At 55.9% G+C, this 16,357-nt stretch carries 14 protein-coding genes; 6 read left to right on the top strand and 8 right to left on the bottom strand.

Annotation, left to right across the window (positions count from 1 at the left end):
- Positions 1-22: 22 nt before the first annotated feature.
- Genes ACMGGE_RS04900 through ACMGGE_RS04915 form a run of 4 tightly spaced genes read right to left on the bottom strand, consistent with a single transcriptional unit; the run spans position 23 to position 3,564 of the window.
- Positions 23-742, bottom strand: coding sequence for an ABC transporter ATP-binding protein (locus tag ACMGGE_RS04900; protein ID WP_420293435.1), 720 nt, complete (start codon positions 740-742; stop codon positions 23-25).
- Positions 735-1,502 carry an ABC transporter ATP-binding protein gene (locus tag ACMGGE_RS04905; RefSeq protein ID WP_420293436.1) on the bottom strand — a complete coding sequence of 256 codons (768 nt, stop codon included), beginning with the start codon at positions 1,500-1,502 and terminating at the stop codon, positions 735-737. The genes ACMGGE_RS04900 and ACMGGE_RS04905 overlap by 8 nt, the downstream gene beginning before the upstream one ends.
- The gene (locus ACMGGE_RS04910; RefSeq protein WP_167210853.1) at positions 1,499-2,605 is read right to left on the bottom strand and encodes a branched-chain amino acid ABC transporter permease; all 1,107 of its coding nucleotides are present in this window, start codon (positions 2,603-2,605) and stop codon (positions 1,499-1,501) included. Before ACMGGE_RS04910 ends, ACMGGE_RS04905 begins: the two co-directional genes overlap by 4 nt.
- Positions 2,606-2,613: 8 nt before the next feature.
- The gene (locus tag ACMGGE_RS04915; RefSeq protein ID WP_420293437.1) at positions 2,614-3,564 is read right to left on the bottom strand and encodes a branched-chain amino acid ABC transporter permease; all 951 of its coding nucleotides are present in this window, start codon (positions 3,562-3,564) and stop codon (positions 2,614-2,616) included.
- A 170-nt stretch (positions 3,565-3,734) separates the two neighbouring features.
- Between ACMGGE_RS04915 and ACMGGE_RS04920 the strand changes: the two genes are divergently transcribed.
- Positions 3,735-4,679, top strand: coding sequence for a LysR substrate-binding domain-containing protein (locus ACMGGE_RS04920; protein WP_235403409.1), 945 nt, complete (start codon positions 3,735-3,737; stop codon positions 4,677-4,679).
- Between the two features lie 53 nt (positions 4,680-4,732).
- On the opposite strand, the gene ACMGGE_RS04925 is transcribed toward ACMGGE_RS04920, so the two are convergent.
- Both ACMGGE_RS04925 and yddG read right to left on the bottom strand, forming a co-directional pair.
- Positions 4,733-5,842, bottom strand: coding sequence for a porin OmpC (locus tag ACMGGE_RS04925; protein ID WP_032647384.1), 1,110 nt, complete (start codon positions 5,840-5,842; stop codon positions 4,733-4,735).
- A gap of 630 nt (positions 5,843-6,472) precedes the next feature.
- Positions 6,473-7,351 (bottom strand): aromatic amino acid DMT transporter YddG, encoded by an 879-nt coding sequence (gene yddG / locus ACMGGE_RS04930; RefSeq protein ID WP_008501732.1) that lies wholly within the window; start codon positions 7,349-7,351, stop codon positions 6,473-6,475.
- Positions 7,352-7,572: 221 nt separating this feature from the next.
- On the opposite strand from yddG, the gene fdnG reads away from it, so the two are divergent.
- From fdnG to fdnI, 3 genes are read left to right on the top strand one after another with little or no spacing between them, the layout of a single operon-like run.
- Positions 7,573-10,620, top strand: coding sequence for a formate dehydrogenase-N subunit alpha (fdnG, locus tag ACMGGE_RS04935; RefSeq protein ID WP_420293438.1), 3,048 nt, complete (start codon positions 7,573-7,575; stop codon positions 10,618-10,620).
- Between the two features lie 11 nt (positions 10,621-10,631).
- A complete protein-coding gene (fdxH, locus tag ACMGGE_RS04940; RefSeq protein WP_045908794.1) occupies positions 10,632-11,516 on the top strand; it encodes a formate dehydrogenase subunit beta in 885 nt (294 codons plus the stop codon).
- Positions 11,509-12,165 (top strand): formate dehydrogenase-N subunit gamma, encoded by a 657-nt coding sequence (fdnI, locus tag ACMGGE_RS04945; RefSeq protein WP_048223347.1) that lies wholly within the window; start codon positions 11,509-11,511, stop codon positions 12,163-12,165. The genes fdxH and fdnI overlap by 8 nt, the downstream gene beginning before the upstream one ends.
- A 58-nt stretch (positions 12,166-12,223) precedes the next feature.
- Here fdnI and ppk2 read toward each other — a convergent pair whose 3' ends face one another.
- Positions 12,224-13,042, bottom strand: a complete 819-nt coding sequence (gene ppk2 / locus ACMGGE_RS04950; RefSeq protein ID WP_045908792.1) for a polyphosphate kinase 2 — start codon at positions 13,040-13,042, stop codon at positions 12,224-12,226.
- A gap of 338 nt (positions 13,043-13,380) precedes the next feature.
- On the opposite strand from ppk2, the gene ACMGGE_RS04955 reads away from it, so the two are divergent.
- Both ACMGGE_RS04955 and araJ read left to right on the top strand, forming a co-directional pair.
- Positions 13,381-13,887 (top strand): YbjP/YqhG family protein, encoded by a 507-nt coding sequence (locus ACMGGE_RS04955; protein ID WP_420293439.1) that lies wholly within the window; start codon positions 13,381-13,383, stop codon positions 13,885-13,887.
- 188 nt (positions 13,888-14,075) lie between these two features.
- On the top strand, positions 14,076-15,251 hold the full coding sequence (gene araJ, locus ACMGGE_RS04960; RefSeq protein ID WP_420293440.1) for an MFS transporter AraJ: 1,176 nt from the start codon (positions 14,076-14,078) through the stop codon (positions 15,249-15,251).
- 6 nt (positions 15,252-15,257) lie between these two features.
- Here araJ and ACMGGE_RS04965 read toward each other — a convergent pair whose 3' ends face one another.
- Positions 15,258-16,349, bottom strand: a complete 1,092-nt coding sequence (locus ACMGGE_RS04965) for an alkylhydroperoxidase domain protein (protein ID WP_420293441.1) — start codon at positions 16,347-16,349, stop codon at positions 15,258-15,260.
- Between the last annotated feature and the right edge of the window lie 8 nt (positions 16,350-16,357).

Here is a 16,357-nt window from a genome sequence, read left to right on the forward strand (position 1 = left end):
TCCCTGATGTTGGCTGGTGTGGTTAAACGGGCATTTCGCCCAAATAAATCTGTGCAATCTGGTCGTCGTTAAGCAGCGCAGTCGATTCGCCATGATGAACAATGCTGCCGCTGTCCATCACCCACGCGCTGTCGGTCACTTCCAGCGCGAGCCGGGCGTTTTGTTCAATAAGCAGCAGGGCGACACCGCGCTTACGCAGCCCGGCGATCACGGCAAAAATGTTCTCGACCATTTTCGGGGCAAGGCCCATCGAGGGCTCGTCGAGGATCAGCAGACGTGGGCGGCTGAGCAGGGCGCGGTTAAGGGCCAGCAGCTGTTGCTCACCGCCGGACAACAGCCCGGCAAGCTGATGCTGGCGTTCGCCCAGACGCGGGAAGCGCTCGAATATCTCGTTCATTTCGCGTTTGACGGTGACAGTGTCACGCCTTAGCCAGGCGCCCATCTGCAGGTTTTCCAGTACCGTCATGCGGGAGAAGATCCCGCGCCCCTCCGGAACCATCACCAGTCCGTCGCGAAGCAGGGTCTCCGGGCTCTGTTTACGCACCGCTTTACCGCTGAATTCAATACTGCCGCTAAAACTTTCCAGCCCGGAAATGGCGCGTACGGTGGAGCTTTTCCCCGCGCCGTTCGCGCCGATCAGCGTAGCCTGTTCGCCCTCGCGCAGGGTAAAGGAGACATCGCGTACGGCCTGAATGCCGCCGTAATGCACGTCCAGACGTTCTACCTTCAGTAATTCAGACATGGGCGTTGCCTCCAAGCCAGGCGGCGATCACTGCCGGGTCGCGCCGCACGTTTTCCGGCGTGCCGCTGGCAAGCGTTTTGCCGTAATCAAGGACCGTCAGACGGTCGCAGATGCCCATCACCAGCTTGACGTCATGTTCAATCATCAGCAGGGTTTTGCCGTCATCACGGATGCGGATGAGCAGCTCGCCGAGCGCCACTTTTTCCGCCGCGTTCATCCCGGCTGCGGGTTCGTCCAGCGCCAGCAGCAGCGGATCTGTTGCCAGCGCGCGGGCGATTTCAAGGCGACGCTGATGGCCATAGGCCAGATCGCAGGCGCGATAGTGGGCGAACTGCGTAATGCCGGTATAGTCCAGCCAGTGCCAGGCCAGTTCGCGGGTCTGTTTCTCTTCCTCACGGGCGCGTTTGTGGCGGCTCAGCGCGGCCCACAGGCCGTTACGGGTGCGCACGTGGCGGCCCACCATCACGTTTTCCAGTACCGACATGTCGTTGAAGAGGCGCACGTTCTGGAAGGTGCGCGCAATCCCGGCGGCGGTCACTTTCTCTATGTGTTTTGGGAAATAGGGCTTATCCGCTATCGAAAACTCGCCGCTGTCCGCCGGATAAAGGCCGGTGATGAGGTTAAAGCAGGTGGTTTTTCCCGCGCCGTTGGGACCGATCAGCCCGTAGATCTCGCCTCTGTTCACGGTTATCGAAACGTCATCTACAGCAGTCAGCCCGCCGAAGCGTTTTGTCATGTTGCGTACGGTTAACAGGCTCATGCCTTCGCCTCCTTGTGGCGTACCGGCCAGATCCCGGACGGGCGCACCAGCATGACCAGCACCAGTGCCAGACCGTAAAACAGCTGGCGCAGCACTTCCGGGTCAATCAGCACCGTACCGAACAGCGCCTGCTGAACCGGCGCTGCCTGGCTGCGAAGCAGTTCCGGCAGGGCGGTAAGCAGTACCGCGCCCAGGATCACGCCCGGAATGTGCCCCATGCCGCCCAGCACCACCATCGCCAGTACGGCAATCGATTCCTGTAACGTGAAGGATTCCGGGGAGACAAAGCCCTGAAACGCGCCGAAAAGCGCACCCGCCACGCCGCCAAAGGAGGCGCCCATCGCAAAGGCGAGCAATTTATAGTTACGCACGTTGATGCCCATCGCGCGCGCCACATCTTCATCCTCGCGGATGGCGTGCCAGGCGCGACCAATTCGGGAATGCTGCAGGCGCAGGCAGACAAAAATAATCGCCACAATGACCAGCATCAGCAGGTAGTACCACAGCCACAGGGCAGGCACTTTGAAACCAAACCAGTGGTATACGCCGCTGAACTTCAGGCCGAACAGGTTCAGCGTATCCACCCCGGTAATGCCCTTAGCTCCATTGGTAATGTTTACCGGACGGTCGAGGTTACGCATCAGGATGCGGATAATTTCGCCAAAGCCGAGGGTCACTATCGCCAGGTAGTCCCCGCGCAGCTTGAGCGTAGGAGCACCGAGTAAAATCCCGCAGACTGCCGCGACGAGGGCGGCCAGCGGAATAATGAGCAAATACGAGGTGTGCAGCCCGCCCGGGAACCAGACGCCGAGGATCGGAAACACCTCCAGCAGGTGTGGGGAGGCCATCAGTGCCGCGAGGTAGGCGCCGACCGCGTAAAAGGCGATAAAGCCCATGTCCAGCAGGCCGGTATAGCCGACCACAATATTAAGCCCGAGCGCCAGCATGATGTAGAGCAGGGCGAAGTCGATGACGCGCACCCAGTAGTTGCCGCCAAGCTGCGTGGCCACCACGGGAGCAATCAGCAGCGCAAGGCAGAACAGGCTCATGCCTGACCAGAATTTGCGTGTCGTCGCCGGGGTCTGGAGTTGAAGTGTTGTCATGGTATTCCTTACGCCCTGTGCGCCACGCGCTCGCCCAGCAGGCCAGCCGGGCGGAAGACCAGCACCAGGATCAGCACCATAAAGGCAAAGACATCCTGATAGTTGCTGCCAAATACGCCATGGGTCAGTTCACCGAGGTAACCTGCGCCCAGCGCTTCGATAATGCCGAGCAGGATGCCGCCAATCATGGCGCCACGAATGTTACCAATGCCCCCCAGCACGGCGGCGGTAAAGGCCTTGATCCCGGGCAAAAAGCCCATCGAGAAGCTGGCGTTACCGTAATTGCTGGCCATCATCACGCCTGCCAGCGCGGCAAAGGCCCCGCCAATCGCAAACGTCAGGGTGATGATGGCGTTTGGGTTAACCCCCATCAGCGTGGCCACGCGTGGGTTTTCCGCCACGGCGCGCATGCCGCGCCCCAGACGGGTGTATTCCACCAGCAGCCAGAGCCCGGTCATCACAGCCAGCGCCAGCGCCACGGTGACAATGCCGGTAACGGTCACGATGGCGGGCGGGTGCGTTTCACTTCCAGACGTCACGGCAATCGGATCCATAGGCAGGATCTGCGGGAACATCAGCGGGTTGCGCGTCCAGAGAATCATCGCCACGGTTTGCAGCAGGACGGAGACGCCGATACCCGAGATCAGCGGTGCGAGCCGCGGGGCGTTGCGCAGTCGACGGTAGGCAAAGCGTTCCACGGCCATCGCCAGCACGGCGCAAACGGCCATGGCAATCATCAGGGCAATGCCAAGCTGCAACAGCAGCGGCATATGAGGGAAGGTGGTGTTCAGGGCGTTCATGGCGGAGAGCGTGGTGAGCGCGCCGACCATCAGAATATCGCCGTGGGCAAAGTTAATAATGCGCAAAATGCCATACACCATGGTATAGCCCAGCGCGATCAGCGCGTAGATGCTTCCCAGCATCACACCGTTGATCAGTTGTTGTATGAGTGTATCCAACGTCTGTACCCGCAAAGTGCTCGTTCTGCGGCTACCATCCAATAAATGAATTAAATTGTAAAATACGCATCTATTATTTCTTATGATAAATAAATATTGTTTTATCTTAATGATTTATATGAAAATAGTTTATGCCTGCTTTTGGGTGAAAAGCCTAAAGAAATCAACATATGAATAAAACAGAACAATTGGCGAATCTGGCGGCGTATGCAGAAAGCCGCCTGGCAAACGATCCGCCGCTTCGGGCCGTACGTGCCTTTGAGGCCATCGCCCGGCTGGGCAGCGTCACGCTGGCCGCACAGGAGCTGGATATCTCTCCATCGGCCGTCAGCCATCAGCTCAAGGTGCTCGAAGGATACCTGCAAATGCCGCTCACGGAACGTCAGGGGCGCAGGCTGGTGCTGAGCCAGCACGGGCGGGAATATTACCGCTCGATCCGTGCGGCGTTTAACGTGCTGCGCCAGGCGACGGAGCATCTGGCGGAGCAGGCGCAAACGCGTCAGGTCACCATCAGCCTGATCCCGCTTTTTGGTATGGGGTGGTTTATCCCACGTTTGCCTGCGTTTATGCGCGCCAATCCCCAAACCGAGATCAACGTGGTGTATGCCAACCACCGTAACTATCTGAGCGACGCGTCGGATATGTCGATTCGTTTTGGTAACGGGCAGTGGGCGGGCTATCAGAGTGAAAAGCTGATTTCCGGTCAGATGGTGCCGGTGTGCAGCCGCGCGTTTTTACGCATTCATGGCCATATCGATACGCCTGAGCAGTTGCTGCAAATGCCGCTCCTGCACGATGAAGAGCGTACGAGCTGGACGCAGTGGTTTTTGTTGCAGGGGGTAAAACGTCCTCTCCGGCGAAGCGGCCCGCTGTTTGAAGACGGACTGTTGACGCTGGCGGGCGTACAGGCTGGTCTGGGCTGTGCACTAATGCGTGAGCCGCTGATTGCGCCGTATCTAGAGAGCGGTGAGCTGGTGAAGATCTTTGACTTACCGATTGATGACGGGCGCGATTACTACCTCTGCGTGCGTTCAGATTCAGAGATGACCGAGGATGGCAAGCTGCTGCAAACCTGGCTGCGTCGGGCGGCGGGCGGGGAGTCGTCCGTCGGGTAAAGGACGGCGAAAAAAAAGCCAGCTTGTTCAGCTGGCTTTTGGACAGACAAAGTTTAGAACTGGTAGGTCAGACCCAGCGCCACGATGTTGTCGGTACCGATGCCTGCCTGGCGAGTGAACTTGTTGTCGTCGAGCAGGTTGATTTTGTAATCCACGTAGGTGGACATGTTTTTGTTAAAATAATAGGTCGTGCCAACATCGATGTATTTAACCAGATCCTGGTCGCCGAAGTTTTCGATGTCTTTGCCTTTAGACTGCAGGTAAGCGATGGATGGACGCAGGCCAAAGTCGAACTGATACTGAGCCACAACTTCGAAGTTTTGCGCCTTGTTTGCAAAGCCGTAGATGTCGGTACGCTTGTTGTTAGAGGTACCGAAGCGGGTTGCGTTATAGGTCTGAGAGTACTGCGCCGCGAGGTAAACGTTGTTCGCGTCATATTTCACACCACCGCTGTACACTTCTGCGCGGTCGCCTTCACCGTATACGCCAGCCGCATTCTGGTCAGCGGTACGACGGGAAGAAGACATTGCACCACCTACGCTGAAGCCTTCGCCCAGATCGTAAGTCAGGGATGCGCCATAGCCGTCACCGTTCTGGTTCAGCAGGCTGCGGCCGCTGGTGTTTTCACCGCTTACGCTGCCGTTTTTACCCTGATACTGCAGAGCAAAGTTCAGGCCGTCAACCAGACCGAAGAAGTCCTGGTTACGGTAGGTTGCCACGCCGTTAGCACGAGACTGCAGGAAGTTGTCGGCACCGTAGGTGTCACCGCCGAATTCTGGCAGCACGTCGGTCCAGGAGGTCACGTCGTAAATCACGCCGTAGTTACGACCGTAATCGAATGAACCTGCTTCCGCGAATTTCAGACCTGCAAACGCCACACGCGTCCAGGACTGGTTGTCGCCTTCGTCTTTGTTGCCCTGAATCTGGTATTCCCACTGGCCGTAACCGGACAGCTGATCGTTAACCTGGGTTTCACCCTTGAAGCCGATACGCATGTAGGTTTTATCGCCATCTGCGCCAGCGTCATCAGAGAAATAGTGCAGACCTGTCACTTTACCGTACAGATCCAGCTTGTTACCGTCTTTGTTGTAAATTTCGGCAGCGTTAACAACGCCTGCTGCCAGCATGGAAGTGACTGCCACTGCAACTAATTTAAGTTTCATCTTAAATGTTCCTTATAATTTTTTTGGGTATTTCCTGAACCACTTTGAACGATTTCTAAACGAGGCTGTTCGTCAATGGCATGCTATTCTTAAAAATCTCGTAGTCTTATTTCAATAATAAGTTTCAAAATATTAGAGATAATTTCAATTAGTGTGATCTCGATCGTGTAGGAAGGGTGTTATTTAAACAATGTGACCGGAATTTATACGATTAATATGTATTTAATGCGTGGGATTATTGCTGTCGCTATAATTTCTGAAGGTTTTAGTATCGTGCGTTAGATTTCGGTATATTCGAGGGTTGGAGGCATGTTCTGTTGCTATTTTTCTTTAAAAGCAGTGGGTTGGTCTCAATATTTGACGGCTATTCCGCATATTTCCACAAATGTGTCAGATCTGAATTATTGCAGTCATGGCTATCCATCGCGTTAATATTGATGGTTAACTAATTTCATGCCGTTGTCAGTTTATGTCAATTCCTTTCAGGGTGCTTTACAGATAACAGCAAATATAAACCGAATTTAAACAGACTGTCTGTTATCAGGATAAATATTCTGAAGTGCGATCACATTTTAAATTTATGTTAATTATGTTGCCGGGTTGAAATTCCCCCGGCCACAGGAGAAAACCTTATTTTCGCGTTGCGTACCAGCAGAGCAACGACCCGGCGCAGACCATCAGCGCGCCTTGCCAGAACGAGAATGAAAGGGGGGAACTTAACACTGCGGCAGCAAGCGCAGCAGAGAGGACGGGGGTAAAATAGGACACGGCAGCCAGCACCGTGACGTTACCGTGCAGGATACCAATATTCCATGCGGCGTAACCAAACCCAAGCGCAATGCCGCACATAACGAGCTTCACCACCACCGGGAGGGTAAACACCATGTCGGGCTGATCGCTCAGGGCATATTTCACCCACAGACTTAGCGCGGTCAGCAAGACAAACAGGGTGATGCCGTTTTGTCCTTTCGCAAATTTGCTGGTGACCGTGCAGTAGGCGGCCCAGATAAAGGCCCCGGCAAACGCCAGCGCATAGCTGAGAGGGCTGGAAACGACATTGCGGGTTATTTCTTCAAGGTGTAATCCCTCTTCGCCACCCAATACCCAGCAGACGCCCAGCAGCGAAATGACCAGGCCTGGGATCACCCACAGGGTCGATTTTTGCCCGTTGAACAAAATCGCAAATACGATCGTCAGGCTCGGCCAGAGGTAATTCACCATACCGACTTCAATCGCCTGCGCGCGCGTGGCGGCATAGCCCAGCGACAGCGCCAGGCATATTTCGTAGCTGACAAATAAAACGCTGCCCGCAATAAGATACCGCGGCGAGAACCGTCTGATATCAGGAAATCCTACCGTCACCAGGCACAGCAATCCGCTGAGGGTGTAGATCATTGCTGCACCGCCTACCGGGCCCAGTCCCTCACTCACGCTGCGAATAAGGCCGACCATGGTGCTCCATAACAATATCGCCGCCAGCCCAATAAGCGTTGCTCTCTTTCTGTCCATTACTTCGCCATCGCAATAAAAATCAAAGGAAAAATGTATCGCATTACGACTGTCGCTGTCGTGAATTATTCTCTTAAGCCGTTAATCAAAAAGGGGTAATGAAATATTGCGGGGGTGACTATTAAGGGGGGGAAGACAGATGACCTTGATTTGACGCAAAAAAATCAGGGGCTTTGCTGTTAGTTTGCGGCGCGAAGTCTTTTCAGATAACGAGGACAACAATGGACGTCAGCCGCAGACAATTTTTTAAAATCTGCGCGGGCGGTATGGCCGGAACAACAGCCGCAATGCTGGGATTTGCTCCCAAAATGGCGCTGGCTCAGGCACGCAACTATAAGCTGCTGCGCGCGAAAGAGATCCGTAACACCTGCACATACTGCTCCGTGGGTTGTGGGCTTTTAATGTATAGCCTGGGCGATGGCGCGAAGAACGCCAGAGAAGCGATTTACCACATTGAAGGGGATCCGGATCATCCGGTGAGCCGCGGGGCGCTTTGCCCGAAAGGGGCGGGGCTGCTGGACTACGTTCACAGCGAAAACCGCCTGCGCTACCCGGAATATCGCGCGCCGGGTTCTGATAAATGGCAGCGTATCTCCTGGGATGAGGCCTTCTCCCGTATTGCAAAATTAATGAAAGCCGACCGCGACGCCAACTTTATTGAAAAGAACGCGCAGGGCGTGACGGTCAACCGCTGGCTGACCACCGGCATGTTATGTGCCTCTGCGGCCAGTAATGAAACCGGTATGCTGACGCAAAAATTTGTGCGCTCTCTCGGCATGCTGGCGGTAGACAACCAGGCGCGCGTCTGACACGGACCAACGGTAGCAAGTCTTGCTCCAACATTTGGTCGCGGTGCGATGACCAACCACTGGGTTGATATCAAAAACGCGAACGTCGTGGTGGTGATGGGTGGTAACGCCGCTGAAGCCCATCCGGTGGGGTTCCGCTGGGCGATGGAAGCGAAAAACAACAATGATGCGACGCTTATCGTCGTCGATCCGCGCTTTACGCGTACGGCATCGGTGGCCGATATCTATGCGCCAATCCGCTCCGGTACGGACATCACGTTCCTGTCCGGTGTGCTGCTGTACCTGATCGAAAACAACAAAATTAACGCGGAATACGTTAAGCACTACACCAACGCCAACCTGCTGGTGCGGGAAGATTTTGCCTTCGATGACGGACTGTTTAGCGGCTATGACGCCGAAAAACGGCAGTACGATAAAACATCCTGGAACTATCAGTTCGATGAAAACGGCTATGCGATGCGGGATGAAACCCTGACGCATCCGCGCTGCGTGTGGAACCTGCTGAAACAGCATGTTTCCCGCTATACGCCGGACGTCGTGGAAAACGTCTGCGGCACGCCGAAAGCGGACTTCCTGAAGGTGTGTGAGGTGCTGGCCTCCACCAGCGCTGCCGACAGAACCACCACGTTCCTGTACGCGCTGGGCTGGACGCAGCACACCGTCGGCGCGCAGAACATCCGCACCATGGCGATGATCCAGCTGCTGCTCGGCAACATGGGCATGGCCGGGGGCGGCGTGAACGCGCTGCGGGGTCACTCCAACATTCAGGGGCTGACCGACCTCGGACTGCTCTCGACCAGCCTGCCGGGCTACCTGACGCTGCCATCTGAAAAGCAGACGGATCTGCAAAGCTATCTGGCGGAGAACACGCCAAAAGCAACGCTGCCGGACCAGGTGAACTACTGGAGTAACTATCCGAAGTTCTACGTCAGCCTGATGAAATCCTTCTACGGCGATGCGGCGCAGAAAGAGAACGACTGGGGCTTTGAGTGGCTGCCGAAGTGGGATCAGGCTTATGACGTCATCAAGTATTTCAACATGATGGATAAGGGCAACGTCACGGGGTATATCTGCCAGGGCTTCAACCCGGTGGCCTCCTTCCCGGACAAGAACAAAGTCGTTCGCAGCCTGAGCAAGCTGAAGTACATGGTCGTTATCGATCCGCTGGTGACCGAGACCTCCACCTTCTGGCAGAACCACGGGGAATCAAACGATGTCGATCCGGCCTCGATTCAGACCGAAGTGTTCCGCCTGCCGTCCACCTGTTTTGCGGAAGAGGATGGCTCCATTGCCAACTCCGGCCGCTGGCTGCAGTGGCACTGGAAAGGTCAGGATGCACCGGGTGAAGCGCGCAACGACGGCGAGATCCTGGCCGGGATTTATCACCGCCTGCGCGAAATGTACCGCACCGAAGGCGGCAAAGGCGCGGAGCCGCTGCTGAAGATGAGCTGGCGCTACAAGCAGCCGGATCGTCCTGAATCCGAAGAGGTCGCGAAAGAGAACAACGGCGTAGCGCTGGCGGATCTGTATGACGCGAGCGGCAATCTGGTGGCGAAGAAAGGTCAGCTGCTGAACAGCTTCGCGCAGCTGCGCGACGACGGCACCACGGCCTCGTCCTGCTGGATCTACACCGGCAGCTGGACTGAGCAGGGTAACCAGATGGCCAACCGCGATAACGCCGATCCGTCAGGTCTGGGCAATACCCTGGGCTGGGCATGGGCGTGGCCGCTGAACCGTCGCGTGCTGTACAACCGCGCGTCGGCGGACATCAACGGCAAGCCGTGGGATCCGAAGCGCATGCTGATCCAGTGGAACGGGGCGAAATGGACGGGGAACGATATCCCGGACTACAGCACCGCCGCACCGGGCAGCAACACCGGGCCGTTTATCATGCAGCCGGAAGGGCTGGGACGCCTGTTTGCACTCAACAAGCTGGCGGAAGGGCCGTTCCCGGAGCACTACGAGCCGATGGAAACGCCGCTGGGGACAAACCCGCTGCACCCGAACGTGGTCTCCAGCCCAGTGGTGCGTATCTACGAAGACGACGCGCTGCGTCTGGGCAAAAAGGACAAATTCCCGTACGTGGGGACAACCTACCGCCTGACCGAACATTTCCATACCTGGACCAAGCACGCGCGGCTTAACGCCATCGCGCAGCCGGAACAGTTTGTGGAGATAAGCGAAACGCTGGCGAAGGCGAAAGGCATTGCCAACGGCGATCGCGTGAAGGTGAGCAGCAAGCGCGGCTTTATCCGCGCGGTGGCGGTGGTCACCCGCCGCCTGCAGTCGCTGAACGTGCACGGCCAGCAGGTGGAAACCGTCGGCATCCCGCTGCACTGGGGCTTTGAAGGGGTGGCGCAGAAAGGCTACATCGCTAATACCCTGACGCCGAACGTTGGCGATTCCAACTCGCAAACGCCGGAGTACAAAGCGTTTCTGGTCAACATCGAGAAAGCGTAAGGAGCGATTAAATGGCGATGGAAACACAAGACATTATTAAACGCTCCGCGACGAACCCGATTACCCCCGCGCCTCGCGCGCGGGACTACAAGGCAGAAGTCGCCAAGCTTATCGACGTCTCCTCCTGCGTGGGCTGTAAGGCCTGCCAGGTGGCCTGCTCGGAGTGGAACGACATCCGCGACGAGGTGGGGCACTGCGTAGGGGTTTACGATAATCCGGCGGATCTGAGCGCCAAATCCTGGACGGTGATGCGTTTTAGCGAAACCGACCAGAACGGCAAGCTGGAGTGGCTGATCCGCAAAGACGGCTGCATGCACTGTGAAGATCCGGGCTGTCTGAAGGCGTGCCCGTCTGCCGGGGCAATTATCCAGTATGCCAACGGGATCGTTGATTTCCAGCAGGACAACTGCATCGGCTGCGGCTACTGCATCGCGGGCTGTCCGTTTAATATTCCGCGCCTCAATAAAGAGGATAACCGGGTATACAAATGTACCCTGTGCGTGGACCGCGTCAGCGTCGGTCAGGAACCAGCCTGCGTGAAGACATGTCCCACCGGGGCGATCCACTTCGGCACCAAAAAAGAGATGCTGGAGGTGGCGCAGCAGCGCGTCGATAAGCTCAAAGCGCGGGGCTACAACAAAGCGGGCATTTACAACCCGCAGGGCGTGGGCGGTACGCACGTGATGTATGTGCTGCACCATAGCGACCAGCCGGAGCTGTACCACAACCTGCCGAAGGATCCGGCGATCGATACCTCCATCAACCTGTGGAAAGGGGCGCTTAAACCGCTCTCAGCGGCCGGCTTTATCGCCACCTTTGCCGGGCTGATCTATCACTACATTGGTATCGGGCCAAACAAAGAGGTGGATGACGACGAGGAGGAGCATCATGAGTAAGTCGAAAATGATAGTGCGCACCAAATTTGTCGATCGCGCCTGTCACTGGACGGTGGTGATCTGCTTCTTCCTGGTGGCGGTATCGGGAATTTCGTTCTTCTTCCCGACGCTGCAGTGGCTGACCGAAACCTTCGGTACGCCGCAGATGGGGCGCATTCTGCACCCGTTCTTCGGCGTGCTGATTTTCGTGGTGCTGATGTTTATGTTCGTGCGCTTCGTCCATCACAATATTCCTGACAAGCAGGATATACCGTGGGTGAAAGGGATTGTCGAAGTCCTGAAGGGTAACGAGCACAAAGTCGCGAAGGTCGGGAAATACAACGCCGGGCAGAAGATGATGTTCTGGACCATCATGAGCATGATTTTTGTGCTGCTGGTGACCGGCGTGATGATCTGGCGTCCGTATTTTGCGCATTATTTCCCGATTCAGGTGGTGCGTTACGCGCTGCTTATCCACGCGACGTCGGCCATCATCCTGATTCATGCCATCCTGATCCATATGTATATGGCGTTCTGGGTGAAAGGGTCAATCAAAGGGATGATTGAAGGGAAGGTGAGCCGCCGCTGGGCGCAGAAACACCATCCGCGCTGGTACCGTGATGTGGAGCGACTGGAAGCAAAACAGGAAAGTACGGAAGGGATTAAGTAAGACCTGCGCCGTCGGCTTTGCCCGGCGGCGCTGCGCTTGCGCGGGCCTACTCTTCAAATCAGAACCGCTCCTCCACATACCGGAACGGATATTTTGTGGGTTTGATTTTACCGATTTTGCGTTTCGGTAAATCCACTTTCTCAACGTGTATTTCTTTATACGGGATCTGCGAAAGCAAATGCGAAATAATGTTCAATCGCACGCGTTTTTTATCCTCTGAACGCGCCACAAACCACGGTGCCCAGGCGGTGTCGGTGGCTTCAAACATGGCGTCGCGGGCGCGGGTGTACTCGTCCCACAGGTTAAAGGATTTAATATCCATCGGCGACAGCTTCCAGATCTTACGCCCATCGTTAATACGGTCGCGCAGGCGTCGCTCCTGCTCTTTCGGCGTCACCTCCAGCCAGTACTTCAGCAGGATAATCCCGGCATCGACCATCGCTTTTTCCATAACCGGCGCGCCGTCTAAAAATTTCTCCGCCTGTTCCTCCGTGCAGAACCCCATCACCCGCTCAACGCCCGCGCGGTTATACCAGCTGCGATCGAAGATCACGATTTCACCCGCCGAAGGCAGGTGGGGCACATAGCGCTGGAAGTAAAGCTGGCTTTTTTCCTTTTCAGTCGGAGCAGGGAGCGCAACAACGCGAAACACGCGCGGGCTGACGCGCTCGGTGATCGCTTTAATGGTGCCGCCTTTGCCGGCACCGTCGCGTCCTTCAAAAACAATACACACTTTTAACCCTTTGGCGACGACCCATTGCTGGAGCTTAACCAGTTCGACGTGCAGGCGGCGGAGCTCTTTCTCATACTCTTTGGTCTTAAGCGGTGCATTCGTTACGACATCAACAGCGACAGGGGTTTTCTTTTTGCTTCCCATGATTGTCATCCTCAGGTTGTCCGGTGCGGAAAAAGCGAGGCCGCACTATGAAGTGTAATCCACCTGATATTATGCGTATTGTTTTTAGGTAATTAATGTCACGACACTTTTTTAAGCAGATACAGAGGTATTAACGAAGGTGCTTAGCACCTGTTTCCCTATGCAGATGCAATAAAATCAGCACATTTAATCCCATGCTCTATATGTGGTTAATGTGATAATTTCATTCTTATTTACTTAAAGGAACTAAGAATGAGTTGGAATAAAGACGCTGCGGTTTCTTATCTCCTTCACACGCTCTGGGGTGCTCTCATAGTGAATGTGCTGAGGATGCACTGATGAAAAGAATATTTTTATCATTCGTTTTGTTGCTGGTGGGATGCAGTTCGGCTACCAATCAACATCATAGCGCGCAAGACGCTACCGAATCATTTTATAAATCCTATCTTTCCGTATTCGGCAGCGATGAAACCAGGCCTTATCCTGCCGACGAACTACGTAAATATGTTTCTGCTGATACGATTGCTCGCATTAATACCATTCAGGAAATTTCTGAACAAGAGTTAATTGAGTCTGACTATTTTACGTATACCCAAGATTATTCTCGTGAATGGATACCTGCGTTACGAGTGGGAAACGCCAGGTCATTTTTAAACGGTGAAGTAGTCCAGGTCATTGAAGGGGCGGGTAACGGGAGAAGCATCCATCTTGAGGTATTTCTTCGTCGTGAAGATGATGCATGGAAAATCTACCGCGTTCGTGACATAACGAACAATCATGAGCATCCTATTTTCAATGCTGGTGCTATTACACGCGCTAAAGCAGCGTCAGATAGCGCACTGTAAAACTAGACCTTGAACCCTTTCCAGCCCTGACTCCTGCCGGGGCTTTTTGTTTGCCACTCCCACCGCGTAGCAGTTGGAGAAAACTCCTGAATTAATGGATTAACCTGTCAGCCAGCTGATTTGAACTGGCTCACCATACAAGATTATTCAATAATGCCCATTGCGAGTGATTAACCCGTGGTTGAGGTATGAAAAAGACAATATTTTCGTTGGCGCTTGGCACATTTGGCCTGGGCATGGCTGAATTTGGCATTATGGGCGTGTTAACCGAGCTGGCGCGTGACACCGGTATTTCGATTCCCTCCGCCGGGAATATGATCTCGTTTTATGCCTTCGGCGTGGTGATTGGCGCCCTGATTGTGGCGCTGTTCTCAGGCAAGTTCTCGTTAAAAACCACGCTGCTGTTTCTGGTTGCCCTGTGCGCGGTCGGGAACGCTCTGTTTACGTTTTCTACGTCATATTTCTGGCTGGCGGCCGGGCGCCTGATTTCAGGTTTTCCGCACGGCGCGATTTTCGGCGTCGGGGCGATTATTCTGTCTAAAATTGCGCCGCCGGGGAAGGTGACGGTCGCGGTGGCCGGGATGATCGCCGGGATGACCGTGGCTAACCTGGTGGGCGTCCCGCTCGGCACCTGGCTGGGACACCAGTTCAGCTGGCGTTATACCTTTTTCCTGATTGCCTTGTTCGATGCGCTGGTGATCCTTTCGGTGCTGATCTGGGTGCCGGACATTCATGACAAATCAGAAATTAAACTGACCGAGCAGTTCCAGTTCCTGAAGAAACCGGAGCCCTGGCTGATTTTTGCCGCCACGATGTTTGGTAATGCTGGCGTGTTCGCGTGGTTCAGCTTCGTTAAACCGTTTATGGTCAACGTTTCTGGCTTTTCCGAAGGCATGATGACCATCATCATGATGCTGATGGGCCTTGGCATGGTGTTGGGCAATCTGTTGAGCGGCAAACTCTCGGGACGCTTTAGCCCGCTGCGCATTGCGGCAACCACCGACATGGTCATTGTCGCCTCGCTGCTGCTGCTTTTCGCCTGCGGTGAACTGAAAACGGCTTCGCTAATCACGGGCTTTATCTGCTGTGCCGGGCTGTTCGCGCTCTCTGCGCCGCTGCAGATCCTGCTTCTGCAAAATGCGAAGGGCGGCGAGATGCTGGGGGCGGCCGGAGGGCAGATGGCGTTTAATCTCGGCAGTGCTATCGGGGCGTACTTTGGCGGGATGATGATTACCCTCGGCTTTAGCTGGCGCTACGTCACGCTGCCTGCGGCGATACTCTCGTTCTCGGCCATGAGCGCGCTGTTGGTATACGGTTACCTGAGGGCCAGACAGGCTCAGGCTAACGCTCGCGCGCTAGCCTGATTGAAGTCAGGCAAGCCAGGGCTCGCCCAGGGTCAGCATCAGGCGGTTGGCCCAGGCGAAGAACGCGGCGGACTGCACCAGGTCAAGCTGGGCTAAGGTGTCCAGCCCCTCTTTTTCCAGCGCGGCAAGGTTCAGCGGCGTGGCGGCAGGCGGGGTAACCGACAGCGCTGCCGCAAAATTAATCTCCGCCTGCCAGCGCGCAGATTGCCCCTCGCTCAGGGATTGTCCCGGACGCACGGCCAGCAGGGCCTCTACCGCCGCGTCATCCTTTGACAGCTGGCTGGCTTTCCGCGCATGGACAGATGCGCAGTAGATGCAGCCGTTAATTTTACTGGCGACCGTTGCGGCCAGCTCGCGCTCGGCGCGCGGCAATCCCCCCGGCGTATAAAAAATCCCTTTATCCGTTAGCGTGCGCTGTTCAAGCACCGGCAGGTTGCGCCCCAGCAGGCGGAAATAGTCGGAATCGGTGTGGCCAAACTTCGCCAGTATAGCAACCTCGTCATCACGAAAATCCGCCAGCGGTTTGGCGGCGATCCACGGCTCCCAGCCCAGTTCCTGCTGGGTGAAGGCGACGGGAGCCGCCTTTCCGGTGGCCGTGGTGGCGGTCGTGTGCCAGACGCCTGCCGCCACCGGCGCATCGCTTGTGGCGACAGGCCTGTCGTTCAGCAGCCGCAGTCCGGCAATCAGTCGGCTCTGGAAGCTGACAAAGGCGATAAGCTGCGCTAGGGTCACGATGCCTTCCTTGCTCCATCCCGCCTGGGTCAGCGCCCTTAACGATGTCGGCGTGGCTTCGACGGGGGAGAAGGTCAGCAGGCGCGCGAAATTGAGCGCCGGGGTCAGACGGTCTGAGGTCGGGTCTGCCAGGCCAAACCCCGCATAGTGCGCGGCCAGCGCCTCCGCGTTGTGCCATCTCGCGACTTTTGCCGCGACGGCGAAGCGTTCGTCCAGCGCAAAATCGCTATCCTGCTGAGTGAATAAGATTTCGTAGCTGCCCTGTGCGTGGCGCGTGGCGGCGTCCCGCGTGGCGCGCGCCTCTGCCAGAGGGGAACCGGGTTTAATTTCCGCCAGCTCGGCGAGAATGTCGTGACTTAATGACATAGGTATCT

This window comes from Enterobacter sp. BNK-22 (assembly GCF_048684805.1).
In the GTDB taxonomy this organism is placed as follows: domain Bacteria; phylum Pseudomonadota; class Gammaproteobacteria; order Enterobacterales; family Enterobacteriaceae; genus Enterobacter; species Enterobacter quasiroggenkampii.